The 16,262-nt window shown below is 47.5% G+C and carries 14 protein-coding genes and 2 tRNA genes; 4 read left to right on the top strand and 12 right to left on the bottom strand.

The annotated features are described in order from the left end of the window. Nucleotides 1-6: 6 nt before the first annotated feature. Nucleotides 7-912 (bottom strand): ATP-binding protein, encoded by a 906-nt coding sequence (locus ACFOTD_RS17185; protein WP_378120868.1) that lies wholly within the window; start codon nucleotides 910-912, stop codon nucleotides 7-9. A 345-nt stretch (nucleotides 913-1,257) separates the two neighbouring features. Here ACFOTD_RS17185 and ACFOTD_RS17180 point away from each other — a divergent pair, with 345 nt between their 5' ends. From ACFOTD_RS17180 to ACFOTD_RS17170, 3 genes are all read left to right on the top strand, one after another. Then, complete coding sequence (locus ACFOTD_RS17180; RefSeq protein WP_378120866.1) at nucleotides 1,258-1,851, top strand: hypothetical protein; 594 nt, start codon at nucleotides 1,258-1,260, stop codon at nucleotides 1,849-1,851. A gap of 251 nt (nucleotides 1,852-2,102) precedes the next feature. Then, on the top strand, nucleotides 2,103-2,366 hold the full coding sequence (locus ACFOTD_RS17175) for a helix-turn-helix domain-containing protein (protein ID WP_378120865.1): 264 nt from the start codon (nucleotides 2,103-2,105) through the stop codon (nucleotides 2,364-2,366). A gap of 76 nt (nucleotides 2,367-2,442) precedes the next feature. Continuing rightward, nucleotides 2,443-3,669: a tyrosine-type recombinase/integrase gene (locus ACFOTD_RS17170; RefSeq protein WP_378120863.1), complete on the top strand. Its 1,227-nt coding sequence runs from the start codon at nucleotides 2,443-2,445 to the stop codon at nucleotides 3,667-3,669. A gap of 43 nt (nucleotides 3,670-3,712) precedes the next feature. Here the strand turns inward: ACFOTD_RS17170 and ACFOTD_RS17165 are convergent. The 11 genes from ACFOTD_RS17165 to ACFOTD_RS17115 form a co-directional block, all read right to left on the bottom strand. Beyond that, nucleotides 3,713-3,800: transfer RNA gene (locus tag ACFOTD_RS17165), tRNA-Leu, on the bottom strand. 225 nt (nucleotides 3,801-4,025) lie between these two features. Further along, nucleotides 4,026-4,724 (bottom strand): carbohydrate ABC transporter permease, encoded by a 699-nt coding sequence (locus ACFOTD_RS17160; protein WP_378120861.1) that lies wholly within the window; start codon nucleotides 4,722-4,724, stop codon nucleotides 4,026-4,028. A 131-nt stretch (nucleotides 4,725-4,855) separates the two neighbouring features. Beyond that, a complete protein-coding gene (locus ACFOTD_RS17155) occupies nucleotides 4,856-5,647 on the bottom strand; it encodes a carbohydrate ABC transporter permease (RefSeq protein ID WP_378120859.1) in 792 nt (263 codons plus the stop codon). Nucleotides 5,648-5,814: 167 nt separating this feature from the next. After that, a complete protein-coding gene (locus tag ACFOTD_RS17150; RefSeq protein ID WP_378120857.1) occupies nucleotides 5,815-7,155 on the bottom strand; it encodes an ABC transporter substrate-binding protein in 1,341 nt (446 codons plus the stop codon). A gap of 105 nt (nucleotides 7,156-7,260) precedes the next feature. Beyond that, nucleotides 7,261-8,838: a response regulator gene (locus ACFOTD_RS17145; protein WP_378120855.1), complete on the bottom strand. Its 1,578-nt coding sequence runs from the start codon at nucleotides 8,836-8,838 to the stop codon at nucleotides 7,261-7,263. Next, nucleotides 8,828-10,729 carry a sensor histidine kinase gene (locus tag ACFOTD_RS17140; RefSeq protein WP_378120853.1) on the bottom strand — a complete coding sequence of 634 codons (1,902 nt, stop codon included), beginning with the start codon at nucleotides 10,727-10,729 and terminating at the stop codon, nucleotides 8,828-8,830. The genes ACFOTD_RS17145 and ACFOTD_RS17140 overlap by 11 nt, the downstream gene beginning before the upstream one ends. Before the next feature lie 102 nt (nucleotides 10,730-10,831). Then, entirely contained in the window at nucleotides 10,832-13,399 is a 2,568-nt protein-coding gene (locus tag ACFOTD_RS17135) for a discoidin domain-containing protein (RefSeq protein WP_378120851.1), read from the bottom strand. A gap of 402 nt (nucleotides 13,400-13,801) precedes the next feature. Beyond that, a tRNA-Leu gene (locus ACFOTD_RS17130) sits at nucleotides 13,802-13,889 on the bottom strand. 128 nt (nucleotides 13,890-14,017) lie between these two features. Further along, nucleotides 14,018-14,290, bottom strand: a complete 273-nt coding sequence (locus ACFOTD_RS17125; protein ID WP_378120849.1) for a hypothetical protein — start codon at nucleotides 14,288-14,290, stop codon at nucleotides 14,018-14,020. A gap of 117 nt (nucleotides 14,291-14,407) precedes the next feature. After that, the gene (locus tag ACFOTD_RS17120; protein ID WP_282907922.1) at nucleotides 14,408-14,734 is read right to left on the bottom strand and encodes a hypothetical protein; all 327 of its coding nucleotides are present in this window, start codon (nucleotides 14,732-14,734) and stop codon (nucleotides 14,408-14,410) included. A gap of 109 nt (nucleotides 14,735-14,843) precedes the next feature. Beyond that, nucleotides 14,844-15,416 (bottom strand): xanthine phosphoribosyltransferase, encoded by a 573-nt coding sequence (locus tag ACFOTD_RS17115; RefSeq protein ID WP_378120847.1) that lies wholly within the window; start codon nucleotides 15,414-15,416, stop codon nucleotides 14,844-14,846. A gap of 222 nt (nucleotides 15,417-15,638) precedes the next feature. Between ACFOTD_RS17115 and ACFOTD_RS17110 the strand changes: the two genes are divergently transcribed. Next, entirely contained in the window at nucleotides 15,639-16,247 is a 609-nt protein-coding gene (locus ACFOTD_RS17110; RefSeq protein WP_378120845.1) for a hypothetical protein, read from the top strand. Nucleotides 16,248-16,262: the final 15 nt, after the last annotated feature.

The following is a 16,262-nucleotide window of genomic DNA, read 5'->3' as shown; positions in this document are numbered from 1 at the left end:
TTATTGTTAATTTCTGATCCTACGTTTTAAATGAACCTTATGAAGGACATTTCCTCTTGCCCAAACTTGCCCGTCATTCAATTCTGCCCGATACTTATTACCAAGTGTATCTTCCAGTAGTAATTCAAAATTAAAAGTCTCATTTGTATATCCATTTTCATTTAAACCTAATGTTACGCAATTTGTAGAACCTAAATCCACAATTAAAAAACCTGTTTTTTCGGAGAACCTGGCTAATTCTATTTGAAAATCGACACCTTCATAATGATCGAATCCATATACCTGATGCTCTGTTAATACACTTCCTGTAGAATCTTTAATAAACAGTTTCCCATAGTCTATTAGTATTGGTAGGCTTGTTAAGTTCCGCAAGGACAATTTAATTGATGCGTTACCATCACGATCATTGATTGAGCTTAGTAATGGGTCTAGAAAAGTAATCTTGAATTCTTCTCTGTTTGAGTAAAATAAATCAAAATCGCTTCTAACAGCTAAAGTGTTTATACTTCCTTTTCTTATAAAGCAATGACCGCTATGCAGGTTTCTGTAATCTTTTTTCATCATGTATGGTTGTTTAGTATTATTATAAAATTGAAACACTCCCAGTTTTACTTGATTAAAGTCTATGATTAGGAAGTTAAAGTTAATGTAGGGATCCACATTTTCAAATATAAACTGCTGATATTCTGCACAATCCTTGATCTCCGTTGGTGGGATACCTACAACCTCTCTTGAAAGCCCTGGTGTATCCTTCACTCCAATTATGATGTATTTGTCACCGGAATAATGCGAATTTGCCATTGCAATAAAATCTTTTAGTAAAGAAACTTTATCACTATACTGCTCAGCCTTGAAATCAAGATACTCGCTCTCTACACCATTCAGTATGAGTTGTGATAATAATTCTTCCATAATTACTCCCTCACCACTTTGCATTATTTCATCAAAGATTATCTACACTGGTATTGAATAGAAACCAGGTTATCTACTCTCTATTTGAATTACCGCAGCACTGTCTTCAGATATCGATTAAAATATCGTCTACTAGAAAAGACCTAGAATGATTTATAACTAACGAACTAACTTCTATACTCCAAAGTTCGACACAGCCCTTTGTTATTCCTCCCTAATATCTCCATTTCTCTACTCACTGCTTCATGTGGCTGTTTGCCACATCAAATGCAGGAAATCTTCTTACTTTCGTCGAAGTACATTGAATGTTAAAAATTATTCTAAAAAAGTTTTTAAGAGGTGCAAATGAATAAAAGTGTGGCCATTTTTGAAAATATGCTAAAATCACAAAATACTCATATAAATTTGATTGAAAACTTCACTCATCTTAGAGGATATCATGGTTGCCGCCCTACTTCTGTAGAAAGCTATTATCAAAATGGAATAATACCCATTGAAAAAGAATTCGCAAAGCAAGACGCAATCATTCGTTTGTGTAATGAACAAGTTTCAGTAAGCAAAGTATTGAGTACGTTTGAAACAGCTTGGAGTACACTACCTCCTTCAGATAAATCAGTGTGGCTTACATTTTCTCAAGAAGAGCTTATAAACTTTTGTGGACATTATTTAATCTACGGGAGTGAATTCCTATGCGGGATAGCAGCACAATTATTCTGTCAACATAATTTAAAGAAAGTCGGCACACCTACTATTTTCTTCTGTGACATCCCACTTTCAAACATTCCAGTAAATTATTTATCAGATATTGAGCAGAAATTTAGAAGACGGGACGCATCTGGTGGTTTTCGAGTCAATAATAAAGTACTGCCTAAAGAAATAGTCGGTCATTCACACCCAACCTCTATTCCCGACCCAATAAATGGTGGCATCTATCATTAACATCGACTCACTATAACGTTGGAATGGCGAAAAGCCTTATAGGACGAGGGGCTTCGGCATTTCGATGGGCCAAAAATGGTTCGCATAACACAGAGTATTACGAAAGACCACCTTCATTCTGAAAGTGGTTTTTCGATTTTTTCTCTTGATTACCCGATTTCACCCAAAAAATGAACAGGATAATGAAGGCTTATATATCGCTCACTCCAATTTGTGAGAAAACTTGAATCAACCAATTAAGGAGAACCTTCATGTCACATGAGGAGAATCAATCCATTTTAGAATCTGATCCGTATCTTCTCCTTTTTCAGTCCATGCCTGATGTCGTAACGGTCGAGCAAATGTGTATGATGCTAGGAGGCATTAGTACCAAAACGGGCCGTAAATTACTCCAATCGGGGCGTATCGCTCATTTTCGCATCGGTCGGTTTTACAGAATTCCGAAACTGAGCATCATAAATTATTTACGGGAAATCATTACCCCCAGCAATTGCTTCGATGCTTTAAAGCATTGAAATATCTTTTCATTGCCTGTTATAATTAAAGCGTCGATGGTAGGTTGCCGGGGCTGCTATCCTGGAGGGATATGAAATGGTAGCAGGCCACTTGCAAGAAAAGAAAGGCAATTATTACATTGTTCTGAATTACAAGGATGAGGCGGGCAAGCGAAAAACCAAGTGGATTGCAACAGGGCTGCCAACCAAAGGGAACAAGAAGAAAGCGGAAGCAATGCTTCAAGACGCACGGAAGAGTTTTGAAACTCCTTCAGAATCCGCTGATAAGGAAGCTACGGTCATTGAGGAAAAAACAACACCAGCGGAGGATAGTCCAGCCGGTATTCTTTTCGCCGACTTTATGGAGCAATGGTTGGAAATGATGAAGCATCGTGTCGAAGTCACGACTCATGCCGCATACACCTTTGGTGTTAATGGTCGCATCGTTCCTTACTTCCGCGAAAAGGGCTTACGACTACAGGAGATTCAACCAAAGCATCTGCATGACTTCTACCAGTACGTATTGAAGGAATTCAAGCTCTCTACAAGTACCGTCCAGCACTTCCATGCTTATATCCGTCAAGCGCTGCAACACGCGCTTAAAATGGACATGATCTTAACCAATCCGGCTGATAAAGTCGAGCGGCCCAGAAAGAGCCACTTCACAGGGAGCTTCTATCGGGATCAGGAGCTCCATGAGTTATTCGAAGTAGTAAAAGGCGATCCCATCGAGCTCGCCGTTCTGCTGGCCGCTTTCTACGGGTTGAGGCGCGGTGAAATCGTCGGACTCAAGTGGCAAGCGATCAATTTTCAGAATCAGACACTAACGATCCAGCATACGGTCATTCCCGTATCTTATGAGGGTAAACTAATCACGGTCGTTAAGGACCGAGCAAAGAATAAATCCAGTCACCGAACGCTCCCACTCGTTCCAGCATTTCAGGAACTACTTCTGCGACTGCTGGAGGAACAACAGAGAAATAAGCTGCTCTACAAAAAATCGTATTCCGATGAATACGCAGATTACATCTATGTGAACAAGCTGGGGGAGCGAATCAAACCGGGGTATATTACGCAACACTTCCCGATTGTACTGGAGAAACACGACTTGCGCAGAATTCGGTTTCACGATCTTCGGCATAGTTGCGCCAGCCTTCTGCTGGCAAACGGTGTAGGGATGAAGGAAATTCAAGAATGGTTGGGGCATAGTCATTACTCCACAACAGCAAACATCTATGCTCATCTGGACTACAGCTCCAAAATGTCGTCGGCGCAGGTCATTAGCAACACGTTGCAAATTCCCGGCATGCAAAAAAGATCTTGAACACCGTCTAAAGAGACGAATTCAAGATCTTAGATATTTAAGGTGGTGCGGTCGAGAGGACTCGAACCTCCACGGGTGATTAGCCCACACGGACCTGAACCGTGCGCGTCTGCCAATTCCGCCACGACCGCAAATTTTCGCCTCAGCCTGTGTCTCGGATAAAAGAGAGAACTACAGGAGAGAATTTAAAAGTGTAAAGCTGATAAAACCGCGTAACCACGGGCATCTCGGAGAAATACAAGCGCCCCACGCACAAGTACCTGAATCCAGCGCGTTATAGAAAACCAAGTGAACCGTCTTCCGCCAGCAAGAAGGGAACATTTGCTGCTTGATCGGAGCTTCTGTTCAGTAAGCTCTCATCCCTTGACAGCGCCCGCCGTCATACCTTCGACGATGTATTTTTGCGCAACGGCATAGGCGACGATAATCGGAATCGAGGCGATGATTAATACGGTAAACACCTTTTCCCAGGAGGTATTGTAGAGTGAATTGAAGGCATATACGGACATCGGGATCGTGTACTGAGACGAGCTTTTCAAATAAAGCAGCGGTCCGATAAAATCGTTCCATACCCCGAGCAAGCTAAAAATCGATGCGGTGGCAATGATCGGCGTGAGCTGCGGAAATATGATTTTAAAAAATAGCTGCCAGACCTTGCACCCGTCGATAATCGCCGATTCGTCCAATTCTCGCGGGACCGTTTTTATAAAGCCGGTAATCAGAAATACAGCGATCGGAGCGCCTCCGGCAATGTAGATGAGGTCGATGCCGACAAAGGTTCCGTAAAGCCCCAGCGCCTTTAGCGTGTAAATCGTGGGAATCATAAACCCTGAAGGGATAATGCCGAATACAAAATAATTGTACGCCAGCTTGGTAAGCGACGATTGCCTTCTGTCAATAATAAACGCGGTCATGGAGGCCAGAAATAGCAGACTTCCGACGCTTGTTGCGGATATGATCGTGCTGTTTTTCAAACCCCGAAATAAATTCGCTTCCTTGAACACTGTCGCATAGTTATCGAATCGAAGGCTGCTCGGCCAATTAAAGTTCAGCATCGTTGCTTCCCCGGGAGATTTTAGAGAAGTCAGTATCGCAAAATAAAAAGGGATTAGGATGACCAAGCTTAATAAAATCATGGACGTTTCGCTTAAGCGAAAGGCAAGCCGCAGATTGTTTCTCTTATTCATTATAACTGTACCTCGTTTTTCCTTAATACTTTAAGTAACGGAAACGCCAGTAAACAAACGATAATGAATAAGACCAAGCTAATAGCTGTCCCATAGGCGTACAATTGATTGCCCATCTGGAAATAGACTAGAGAATTGATTACGTATGCCTGATTTCCCGAGAGCAAGTACGGCAGATCGAAAACCTTTAAGCTGCCGACAAGCGACAGCACCATGCTGATCGTTACCGCAGGCGCAATAAGCGGCAGCGTGATATGTCTGAAGTTTTGCCAGGCATTCGCTCCGTCGATCCTGGTTGCTTCCTTTAATTCGCCGGGTATCGATTTTAAGCCGGCCAAATAAATCGTGGCGGTAAACCCCAGAAACATCCAGATGTTGATCGCGCTGATGACGTAAATGTTGATGCTTCGATCTGTCAGCCATGGACGAATGAAATCGCTCATTCCGACGGCCGTCAGGAAACGGTCGAACGGTCCGCCCGGATAAAAAATAGCGGAAAACGTAAAGCAAATGATCAATGCGCTGAATATGCAAGGAATAAAAAAAGCGCTCCTGATGAACCCCTTGAATTTAAATGGCAGATTAAAAACAAGCGCGAGGAGCAGGCCGAAAATATTCAAGAAAATCGTAACTGCGAACGCATATTTAAACGTGTTCGCAAAGGCCATTCCTTCGCTTCCCGACGCGCCCATCAGTTTGGTTTGCGCATAAATATTTTCAAATTGATACAAACCGACGAATTTCACCTTGAAGATGCTTCCGCTTGCCGCCGTCCAATCGGTAAAGGACATGAACAAGCCCATGATTGCCGGAATTAAGGAAAAAACAGAGTAAATCACGAGCAAGGGAAGCATATAGCGATAGGCATAATATCGTTTGGTTATGATGCTGAAAACCACCTTTTTTGTCCTCGAGAAGAGTAATCGGAGGATTACTCTTCTCTGCCGACCGTTTAATATTAGAAGCCGGGAATATGGTTATCTTTGCCCGATTTTATATATTGCAGCTGCGCCTCCTGCAAAGCCTTGTCCACGGATTTGATGCCCAGGATGACGCCCGGCAGATCGAACCCGATATTGATGCCCGGCGTGACCAGATTCGAATAGAAAGGAACCGTGTTCCCCGCTTCAACATACTGCACCATTTCTGCCGTTCCCGGATCGAGCGTCGCATCTACGCCATTATATGGAGGCAAGGATTTTAATTTGCTGTAGTAGCCGTTCAGCACTTCATCCGAAGTAAGGAAGCTGAGGAAATCCTTTGCCGCATCTTCATGTTTTCCCTTGGCAATCGCAATGCCCCGTGCCAGATCGACCGGGACTACAGAATCGTCATCCCACGGCAGTCGGAACATCCCGATAAAGTTTGCGGCATCCGGGAACTTTTGCAGCACTGCCGGTATGAAGGAGTCGAACTGGGTAACCATAGCGGCCTTCCCTTGTCCGAAGGCGGCAATTTCCATGTCATAGGTAGCGGAAGCCGCATCCTTATTCATGTAGCCCTTCTCAAACAGCTCATGCTGTCTGGTCAACAGCTTTTGCGCCTCGGCCGACTTGGTAAAATCAAACGTACCGTCATTCATCTGCTGAATGGCGCCTTTCTTCGTAAACTCATTGGCGAAACCGATGAAATTATAAAGCAAAGGCGGCCAGCTATCCTTCAAGCCTTCGACAATGGGCGTAACCGAGGCATTTTTCAATTTCTCGCACACCGCCAGAAATTCCTCATAGGTCGTAGGCACTTGAATGCCGTTTTGTTCAAATAGCTGTTTGTTGTAAATGACCCCGACCGTATTAAAGCCGCCTACAGGCACTTCATAAACCTTCCCGTCGGCTTTCAGCCAAACCCCGCTATCCATAATCGATTTCGATATTTTCCCGATATATGGCTCGTTGGACAAGTCGACCAGCAATTGATCCGCTTTCATTTGTTTCAACGAGGCCTCGCTGCTGTAAAGAAACAAAATGTCCGGCAATTCGTTCACTGCCGCCTTCGTGGTCAGGGCATCGTTAAACGCTTGACCGCCGGGCGTAATTTGGACATCCAGCTTATTGCCGGATTTCGCTTGGTACTCGTCCATCACCCATTTAATCGAATCGTCGTACCAGTCCTTGTTGATAATGACGCTTAAGGTAACGCTTTCTTTTTTGGCCGGCGCAGAAGCCGTTTCTTGACTCGGCGAACTGTCGCCGGACGCAGAGGAGCTAGAAGCGGCGGGCGAGTTTTTGCTGCAAGCTGTCAGCGCCAGGGATGTGAGTAAGGCAAGAATGACCATCCTGCTAATCATTTTTTTGCTCATTTTGACCCTCCATTTTATAAAGTGAGTGGGCAAGCTTGCCACTGACTTCAGTATAAGAAGTATGTTTGATTCGATAAATGGAGGATCTCGACTCGCCTGTTTGTATTAATCTGCAGCAGGCTGACCGTTCGTACATAACACAAGCCTGTACTCGCTCGGGGTTTTCCCCGTTATCGACTTGAAGACGCGGCTAAAATAATATTGATCGCTGAACCCGGTCATTTCCGCAATATCCTTCAGCATTATCTCGGGATAATCCTTCATATAGGTTTTCGCCTTATCGATTCTCAGCTTGATCAAGTAATCGATTAGCGAATTTCCCGTCATTTTTTTAAATAATTTGCTTAAAAACGACTCGGTTACGCCAAAAATCTCTGCCGTTTCCTGAAGCGATATTTTCTGATCCAGATGGTTGGACAAATATTCCATTACCTTTTCCGCCATCCGTTCGTATTTTTGCAGATCTGTATCCGCTTCTGCTTGTCCGTCCGGTTTTAGCAGCGCAGGAATCATACTTAAAAACTCTGCCAGCAGAAGGTCCATCCGGTTGCACAGCAAAAAAACTTCATCAAGCTTCTCTTCAAAATGCGAAAGCGGGCGTTCCCTCATGATCTCGCTATTGTGATAGCAGATTCTGATCACTTGCGTGAAATGGCTCTCCAGCATCCGCTTCGTCACAGACCTCGTGTTCCAGGCCTCGAATTGTTGGATCAGCTCACGCTGAATCAGCTCGGCTTTCCCGCTTCTGCTGAACAGAGTCAGCTTCTTTTCCAGCTCCGGGCGCAAAATAACCGCGTCCGCCCCGGCTGCATTGGCTTGCGTGTCCGTTAGAACTTGACTCGCACCTACAACAGCGCGCTCCAAAATGAACTGTCTTAGCTTGTGCACGGCGGCTGCGAGTTGATTTTTCTGAATGTCAAACGGTTCAAAAGCAATCGTTGCATAATCCTCGCCGCCAACCAATTTTTCTAAAATATCATTTGCAAATGTATGGAGCCGCTGCTCGCTCTGCTTATCCGGGCGCAAAATGACGATTTTTTCGTTCGGAAATTTCCCGTCCAAAATCCAATACTTGTGCTTATTGTTGATTAGCCTGTTTTGCAATAGCTCATCGAAATTCAGATCCCACATCAGATGATGAATTTTATAGAGATACTCCTCTGAGCCGCGGAAATGGGTTAAAGGATTATTGATGCAAATAAAGGAAATTTCATAGCGATCCGATTCAAGCCTCTCCAGCATGGAAGCATCGGCATTGAAATTGATGACTTTATTGAAAATATTTAAAGATTGCTGATGTCTTAGTTCGATCAGCTTGGCTTCCAGCTGCCCAAGCGCCTCCGCCAGCTTATCGAATGACAGCGGTTTCAATAAATAGTTTTCAACGCCGAGTCGGATCGCTCGCTGGGCATATTCGAACTCATCATAGCCGGTGGTTATGATACAGTGGATATTCAAACCGCAGCTCTTTAATTTTTTGATTAGTCCCAGTCCGTCCAAAATCGGCATTCTAATATCCGTAATCAAAATGTCCGGCCGCAATCGCATCATTTCTTCGTAAGCTTGCTCGCCGTCGAATGCCTGCCCGACCACTTCGTACTCGCTGCCGAGCCGTTGAATATTTTTGACCAGATTCCTTAACAAAGGCGGTTCGTCCTCTGCAACGAAAACTTTATAGCTCATCCAAGCTCCCCCCAAAGGTAACGGTAAGTCCGCCTTCATCATTATTTTCAAGCTTGAAATAAAAGGAGTTAAACATTTCCTTTAAGCGGATCAACGTGCTTGTCAGTCCCAAGCCCGGCTCTTCTGTGCTCTGGCCGGCATTGCCGTAAACTTTATTCCGGATCAGCTCGATGCGGTCAGAAGCTAGACCGCACCCGTTATCCGCGACGCTGAGCTCCCACCTTCGTTCCTCCAGACTGCCGCAAATGGAAATTTTCCACGGCGGTCTGCTGCTCTTGAAGCCGTGATTAATACAATTTTCAACCAACGGTTGCAGGGTCAGCTTGGGCAGCACCAAGTTCGACATAGCGCTAGGAATATCGATGTCATAAATCAGATGATCTTCGTATCTGAACTTCATCAGCTTGAGGTAATCAATCGTATAATCCAATTCAAGCTGCAAGCTGACCTGATAATCGGCAAGTTTAGTCACATATTTTAACATGGAGGATAGCTTCCTGCACATGTCGGAAACATGCTCCATCCCATTCTCTTCACTTGTAGCCGCAATAACCGAAAGCGTGTTATACAAAAAATGCGGGTTCATTTGGGCCTGCAAAGCCATCCAATGCGCTTTGGCCTCTTTGGAACGCACCTCTATGTTTTCGTTCATCGTCTTATTCAGGCGAAATCGTACCTCGTTAAAGGCATTGTATATTTCCGAAACCTCGATAATACTGGTCTCCAGCCTCGAATCCGCGGACTCATTTTGCAAATTCGACAAATCCGTTTTTTTAATCATTCGGTGCAGCAGCTTCATGGGGTACGTTACGCTTCTGGAGATGAAGTAAGAAAAGATGATCGTTGCAGTTAGGATGACTACCAGAAATGAAATAAACATAATCCGAAATTTGTGGGCATCCCCATAAAGCATATTGTCTCCGACTGCAAAAATCGTCGTCCAGCCCGTGTAATCAGAATGATTGATTAAGAGCGTTTCATATTGTTTCGTATTCGGATTTAGCACATGCCTCTGATCGGTTGGTTTGGCAGCCGCCGATTCCATTAAATAGGCAAGAGAATAACGGTTGTCGACAGCCTCGTCAGCGCTTGTGCTGGCCGGAAAGATTAAATGACGATCGTCGTCAAACACGTAAAAGGAATCGGCTTTGTCTGCCGCCACCAGCTTCATCATGCTCTCAAGCTTCGAATAACGCTGCTGGGTCTCAATGATGCCAAATTTCGTACGGCTTACGGTATCGGTAAATGCTCTCGCCAAAGAGATGACCAGCTCCGGGTCATCGTTCCACTCGCTGCGATGGGGGCCCAGCATCACTTTGCTGCCATTTTTCTTGATCACCCCATCGATCCAGGCCGTGCTTGCAATTCTTCGCAGCATTTCTTGCGGATCCACCGTACTGCTTGTAGGCGCCCCAAAAAACGTGCCCTCTTCATTAAATAACACGATCTCATCCGCTTTCATTTCCGGCCCGTTAATAGAGTTGATTACATTGGCGATATTGCGGTCTTGCAGAAGCTCATAAATATTGTATTTCCCGTCCGCCGCCCCTTTGTCGAAAGGGTTAAAAAAGAAATAATCGCTCATAAAATCGGTTCCGGGCTTGGGGACGTCGGAAATATTAAAGCTGTTTTGCAAATAGTAGAACATGTCGCTATCATAATAAACCCGCGAGAACAGTATATTGCGGGACAGATTATCCATATCGCGGACAAATAAATCCAGTTGATTGGAGGTGGATTTTACAAGGTTGTTATACGTGCCTAAAACATTGTTTTGAATAACGGAGGAGGTATAAATAAAAAAGGAAAACCCGGAGACCAGAGAAAAGATGATAATGGTCGTTATCTGGCTCATAAACAACTTTTTCTGGAGACTCCGAAACTTAAACATGAGCAGATCCTCCAATAACCGATCTCCCGGCATGAAATCGCAAAGCCGGACAAGCCGTTTTTCCGGCCTGTCCGGTGCCTTTTATGAGTCGAAAACCACGCTTTATTTTAAGACCATCTGCGCGATTTGCAGCGCATAGTTATTAATGCCGTCGTTCGATAGCTTTGTCGCATATACTCTGAAATACTGGGCGGTTACCGGACTTGTGAAATTAAAGGCTTGCACGCTGCTTCCCGGGGCCGGATAGCTGGTAAAGGACATGCCCGAGATATCGGTCCAGGTCGTGCCGTCATTGCTCGATTGAAGCTTGAAATTAACCGGGAAGCCAAAGCCGTCGGGACGAGGGGTGAGGCTGATTCCCTTGATCTGCTGCACGCTGCCCAGGTTAATGCCGGCCCATTCGGTGAATGCCGCCGATGCGTGAAGCGAGCTGGAATAGACGGTATTGACGTCATAATCCAGCATTCGATACGATTCCCAGCCCGGATACGCTGTGGAGTGAAAGGTCGACACCGGCAGCGTGTAAGCCTGAATCTCGCCAAGCTGCAAATAATGGCCTCCGAACGAATCCATCCCCAGTGAAGTGGCGTAGATCCTGATGTACCTTGCGTTGAACGGCTGGGGATAATCGACTACGTATTTCCCCCAGGTATCGTCGTCGATGATCGAATAGGCGTATGTTCTATAATCGGTATCAAACCAGGTCGTTGCATCGTTGCTGATTTGAATCTTCAAATTATTTCCGTACTGGGGTGCGTTTTGATTATCCGGCAATCGGGACGTAATGACAAGCCTGCCGATGTTTTTGTTGGAGCCGGCATCTACATAGATCCATTCCGTGGCGGTCGCAGCATTATGGGACTGACTGGAGTAGGCAGTCGTCACATTCCCGTCTACCGCTTTACTGGCCTCCCAGCCCGTTAATTGGGAGGAAGCCGCGGCCGTCAAGCTTATCGCAGAATAGACTTGGGGAATCGCGCTCGCCTGGGCGCTTGCACCGCTCGTCCCGTTGGCATTGACGGCTTCCACGGCGACGTAATACCTCGTCCCGTTCGTGAGGCCGGTGATGCGATAAGGACTGGCGGTGACGCCCGTGATGGTTGTCGTGTAGACACCGGATGCCGTGCCGTATTTGACATTATAGCTGGCAGCCGCCGAATCCGTTTGAAATTCCAAGCGGATCTGCCCGTTATTCGGCTGTACGGAATAGATGTCCGGCTTCGCAGGCAGGTTGTTATTGGATAGCGAAATGGGATTGAGATGCAAGTTCCATGTGCCCCATGAAGGGCCGTAGGCGTATCCGATGAAATTGTTTTTCGTTATGTCGATATGGCCTAATTTGTCGCCGCTGATGCCGCTGTTATGGAGATAAGGCTGGAGATCGACGGTTCCCATATTGGAAGGATGAAAGCTGAGCCCGTCCGTCGACTCCCATATTTTCACATAGGATTTCGGACCCAGCCTGCGCGCGGTATTGACCGCAATGAATTTCCCGTAAGCGTCCACATATTTAACGTCAAGGGAATCCATGCCCTGATCCTCGCGCTTTAAAAGTGCGACTCCGTGATCGGTGAGGCTTCCCGGCCAATTGGAATTGGTCGTTGATGCGGTTTTAAGCATGGTTAGGGTAACAGGTCTGTTATTGGCATCCCGGGTGACGAGCGAGTAGTAAATGTACAGGGTATTGTCCAGAACGACAAAGCTCGGTTCGCCGGCTCCGTAATAAATGGGGTCCCCGGTGTACTTGATAAAGGAAACCGGGTTGCCGCCCCAGCCGCTGCCGTTCCACTTCTCCCACGGACCTGTAGGCGAAGTGCCGCGGGCTACATATACTTCGTTGGCGGTGGCCCTATTATCTTTGGTGGAAGTATAGCCCATATAATAGTAGCCTCCGAATTTAACGACCCCCGGATCGCAAGCGGCGTAATGGTCGTCGCTCAAAAGCGTAGGCGCCAAGGCGACGCTTTCCGTTCCCCAGGTTGCGCCGCCGTCGGTCGAGCGCTTGGTTCTAATATTGTCCCAACTATTATAGTTGATCTGCACCTCATAATCTCCCGTTACCGTCGAGCCGTTGAAATAATTGACGTTGCCCGCTGCATGGCTCCCTTCATATTTCCAAACGCCGACGCTGTTCACGGTATTGCTGAAGGTCCATAAGTAGGTTCCCTCGTATAAGGTTTGAGTCTCCAAATTGATATACGAATTATCAGGAATATTGGAAAAAGCTTGCGTTGCCAGCGGGGTGCCCGACACGGTCGTATTATAATCCGTATTCCATTTAAACAGCTTCAGGGTTCCGCCGGAGGCGGTATTGTGCCAAGTCGGAATCAATACCTGTACGCCATGGAAATCCTTCGTCGTCGTAAACTTCTGGGCCGCGACATCGGTACCCGCCACTGCAATCGCCGAATGAACGCCTGTTCTGGTAAAATTCTCGTATAAAAAATAGTAATTGCCGGGGGAACATGTCCACATATCGATACTGCCGTCATCGTTCACGATATAGGCCGGCCCATATCTGTAATCCCCCGGCCCGCTTGTCCAGATATCCCAGCCTGCCGAAGATGTCGCACTCACCGCCGCATTCGCTTTATGTTGAGGAGCGAAGCCGATCAGCAAAAAAAATACGGCAACCCATATCATATTAGTCGCATATCGCTTTCTAATCATTGTACAACCTCCCGCAATCGATTTTTAACGTGAATACGCTTTCAATTATTGCCTACTCAGCTCCTCCCTTTGAGAAATCAATGGGCAGGCCCGCCATCGCCTTAAGTATAAAAAGCGTGTTTGCTTTAATAAATGGACAATATCAACTCGATGATTTGTATTATTTTGCAGACTGCTTTGTTCAAGATCGCACTCCGTTTCCTATGCGGACTATATTTACGCGGGCGCAACGGTCGGAGCATCGTTATTGCTCCGCAACAGCAAACATCTATGCTCGTCTGGACTACAGCTCCAAAATGTCGTCGCCGCAGGTCGCTAGCAACACGTTGCAAATTCCCGGCATGCAAAAAAGATCTTGAACACCGTCTAAAGAGGTGAATTCAAGATCTTAGATATATAAGGTGGTGCGGTCGAGAGGACTCGAACCTCCACGGGGGGTTAGCCCACTGGAACCTGAATCCAGCGCGTCTGCCAATTCCGCCACGACCGCAAATGATCTTGCCGTGAACGATGTACGCTTGTCCGTTAGTGGCGCCGCGCCTTATGTTCCGCAATCACGAGACTCATAATAGCACGGCCCGGGAAACGAAGTCAAGCATGTCCTTAAAGTTCTAATTTTCAGTCATTTGCATCGTCCGGCTCGCCGATATCCTCGAGATCGAAGGGCGCTCCGTCAAGCGCCGGCGCCTGTCTCGGCTCCGATGCGGGACCGATTGCGTAGCTTCGCCGCAGCTGTACGACACGGCGGTTGGGTCTGCGGATGAGCACGTAATCGTCGTCCCACGCCACGACGATGCCGCGTACATCGTTGATCTGCAAAATGTCCCGCACGACGCGGACCTTGATTCCCTCGACCCGGTATTGATCCAGTTGTTCGTCGCTGATTGCCATGACGGCCTCCTTGTTCTTATGCTTAAAATGTATAATGCTTAAATTCTATAAAAAAACAGGACCCGGACGAGACGGCCGTCTCGTCCGGGTCCTCCCGCTATTCAACGCTGCAGCTGCTTAGCCGACATGCTCGCGCGATTCGTTGGTCTCGTACCAGTAGTCGAGCACCTTGCTCGACATGACGCGGCCTCTTACGTACTCGGCCTGACGCTCCGTGAATTGCTCCGTCCACGTGATCTCCAGCTCGTCGCACAGCTTCACGATCGTGAGAAGCTCCGACCAAGCGACGTATCGCTTGTACCAGAAAAATTGCGGATGTTCGATCATATAAGGATACAGGTCGTCGAACTCCGTATGCTTGCAGTCGAGCGCGCGCTCGAAATGGATCTTGGCTTGCTCCAGCTTGTCGACGAAAAACTGCTGCGACACGTTCATGTCTCCCATTTGCTGCTCGCCTCCCTCTGCACTTAGCCTTATTATAGAACAAATGGCAGCCCGACGGGAAGACCTCTCTTTAAGGTTGGGCTTGGGATTATCTTACAAAGATAAGAGACTAGTCCTCGAACGTTATGGCGTTACCTTCCAATGAAGAGATTTTGACGAGCGATTCGACCGGGTAGCCAAGCTCCCGCAGCGTCCTGCCGCCTGCCTGGAACGACTTCTCAAGCACGATTCCGATGCCTGCCACCGAGCTGCCAGCTTGTTCAAGAATCTTCAGCAAACCTCTGGCAGCGTCTCCGTTGGCGATAATATCGTCGATGAAAAGCACCCGGTCCTCGGCCTTAAGCAGGTGTCGCGATACGAGCAAGTCGGTGACGATGCCTTTGGTGAAGGACGGCACGCGCTCGCAATAAGCATCGGGCTCGTTAAGCAGCGTCTTCTTGCGGCGGGCGAATACGAGCGGCAGGTTCATCACGAGCGCCGTAGCGAACGCGACCGGAATGCCCGACGATTCGATCGTCACGACCTTCGTAATGTCTTTCCCTTCGAAGCGGCGCGCGAATTCCTTGCCGAGCTCCATCGTCAGGCCCGGATCGACGCCGTGATTGAGCAGCGAGTCGAGCTTCAGGACGCCTGCGCTTACGACGGTCGCTTCCTCTAAAATCCTTTGTTTCAAAATATCCATGACATTCTCCCCGTCCACTCTTTTCCGAATAAAATACCATATCCCATCGCGTTCACGCAACACCGGCCGAAGAGCAAATATTTCTGGGCCCATATACCTCCATCGACTTCCGCCTGCGACGCAAGGCCTATGCGGAACTGCTCAAATCCGATGCATAGAGCAACTTTATCTGCATCAAGCGGGTCAAACTAAATATAGAAAAGAATGTAAGGCGGTGTCCGAATGTACAACAGCAAACGCAAAGAGCGCCACCTGCTTCTCGGCGCGCTGGCGGCCGGCGTCATGCTGCTGTCCGTCGCATGCGGCAGCGAGCAAGACGTTCCGTCGGCGGCAACTTCGCTCCCCTCTGCCGAACCATCGATCGCATCCTCAAGCCCGACGCCCGAAGTAACGATTCATGCGCTTGGCGGCGAGCCGTCCCATACGCCCCAAGCGGCAAGCCAGCCGGAGCCCAGGATCGGCGGCATCTCGCTCGGCATGACGCTGGCGGACGCCGAAACCGAGATTGGCGGACCGGCAAGCGACAGCTATACGCTGCCCGACGCGGGACACAAGGTCGAGCTCCGGGAATACGACGGATTAACGGTAGGATTCGATACGTCCGAGCATGTCGTATATGTAGAAATTACGTCGGCCGCCGTTCCCTCCGGCCTGCCGAACGTCGAAGTCGGCAGCTCAACCGAAGACGCCGCGCGGAGCTTGTCTCTGAAGGCGACCGCGTCCTCCTCGTCGATGACCACGGACGTCGACGGCGGCATCTTGCGTCTGGACCTCGATCCCGTCGCGGACGAAGTCGTCACGATCAAGCTGATCGGCTCGGCCCTTGTCTAACCGTTAGCCTCCCAT

It is taken from the genome of Cohnella sp. GCM10012308 (assembly GCF_042649185.1).
GTDB lineage: Bacteria > Bacillota > Bacilli > Paenibacillales > Paenibacillaceae > Cohnella.
This window is presented reverse-complemented; position numbering and strand designations above follow the sequence as displayed.

Coding starts and splice junctions, on each gene's coding strand:
- ACFOTD_RS17145 (WP_378120855.1), bottom strand. CDS start 8,838: ATGAGCTATAAAGTTTTCGTTGCAGAGGACGAACCGCCTTTGTTAAGG.
- ACFOTD_RS17115 (WP_378120847.1), bottom strand. CDS start 15,416: ATGGATATTTTGAAACAAAGGATTTTAGAGGAAGCGACCGTCGTAAGC.
- ACFOTD_RS17180 (WP_378120866.1), top strand. CDS start 1,258: ATGAATAAAAGTGTGGCCATTTTTGAAAATATGCTAAAATCACAAAAT.
- ACFOTD_RS17125 (WP_378120849.1), bottom strand. CDS start 14,290: ATGGCAATCAGCGACGAACAACTGGATCAATACCGGGTCGAGGGAATC.
- ACFOTD_RS17120 (WP_282907922.1), bottom strand. CDS start 14,734: ATGGGAGACATGAACGTGTCGCAGCAGTTTTTCGTCGACAAGCTGGAG.
- ACFOTD_RS17135 (WP_378120851.1), bottom strand. CDS start 13,399: ATGATTAGAAAGCGATATGCGACTAATATGATATGGGTTGCCGTATTT.
- ACFOTD_RS17150 (WP_378120857.1), bottom strand. CDS start 7,155: ATGAGCAAAAAAATGATTAGCAGGATGGTCATTCTTGCCTTACTCACA.
- ACFOTD_RS17140 (WP_378120853.1), bottom strand. CDS start 10,729: ATGTTTAAGTTTCGGAGTCTCCAGAAAAAGTTGTTTATGAGCCAGATA.
- ACFOTD_RS17155 (WP_378120859.1), bottom strand. CDS start 5,647: ATGTCCTTTACCGATTGGACGGCGGCAAGCGGAAGCATCTTCAAGGTG.
- ACFOTD_RS17175 (WP_378120865.1), top strand. CDS start 2,103: ATGTCACATGAGGAGAATCAATCCATTTTAGAATCTGATCCGTATCTT.
- ACFOTD_RS17170 (WP_378120863.1), top strand. CDS start 2,443: ATGGTAGCAGGCCACTTGCAAGAAAAGAAAGGCAATTATTACATTGTT.
- ACFOTD_RS17160 (WP_378120861.1), bottom strand. CDS start 4,724: ATGCTGAACTTTAATTGGCCGAGCAGCCTTCGATTCGATAACTATGCG.
- ACFOTD_RS17110 (WP_378120845.1), top strand. CDS start 15,639: ATGTACAACAGCAAACGCAAAGAGCGCCACCTGCTTCTCGGCGCGCTG.
- ACFOTD_RS17185 (WP_378120868.1), bottom strand. CDS start 912: ATGGAAGAATTATTATCACAACTCATACTGAATGGTGTAGAGAGCGAG.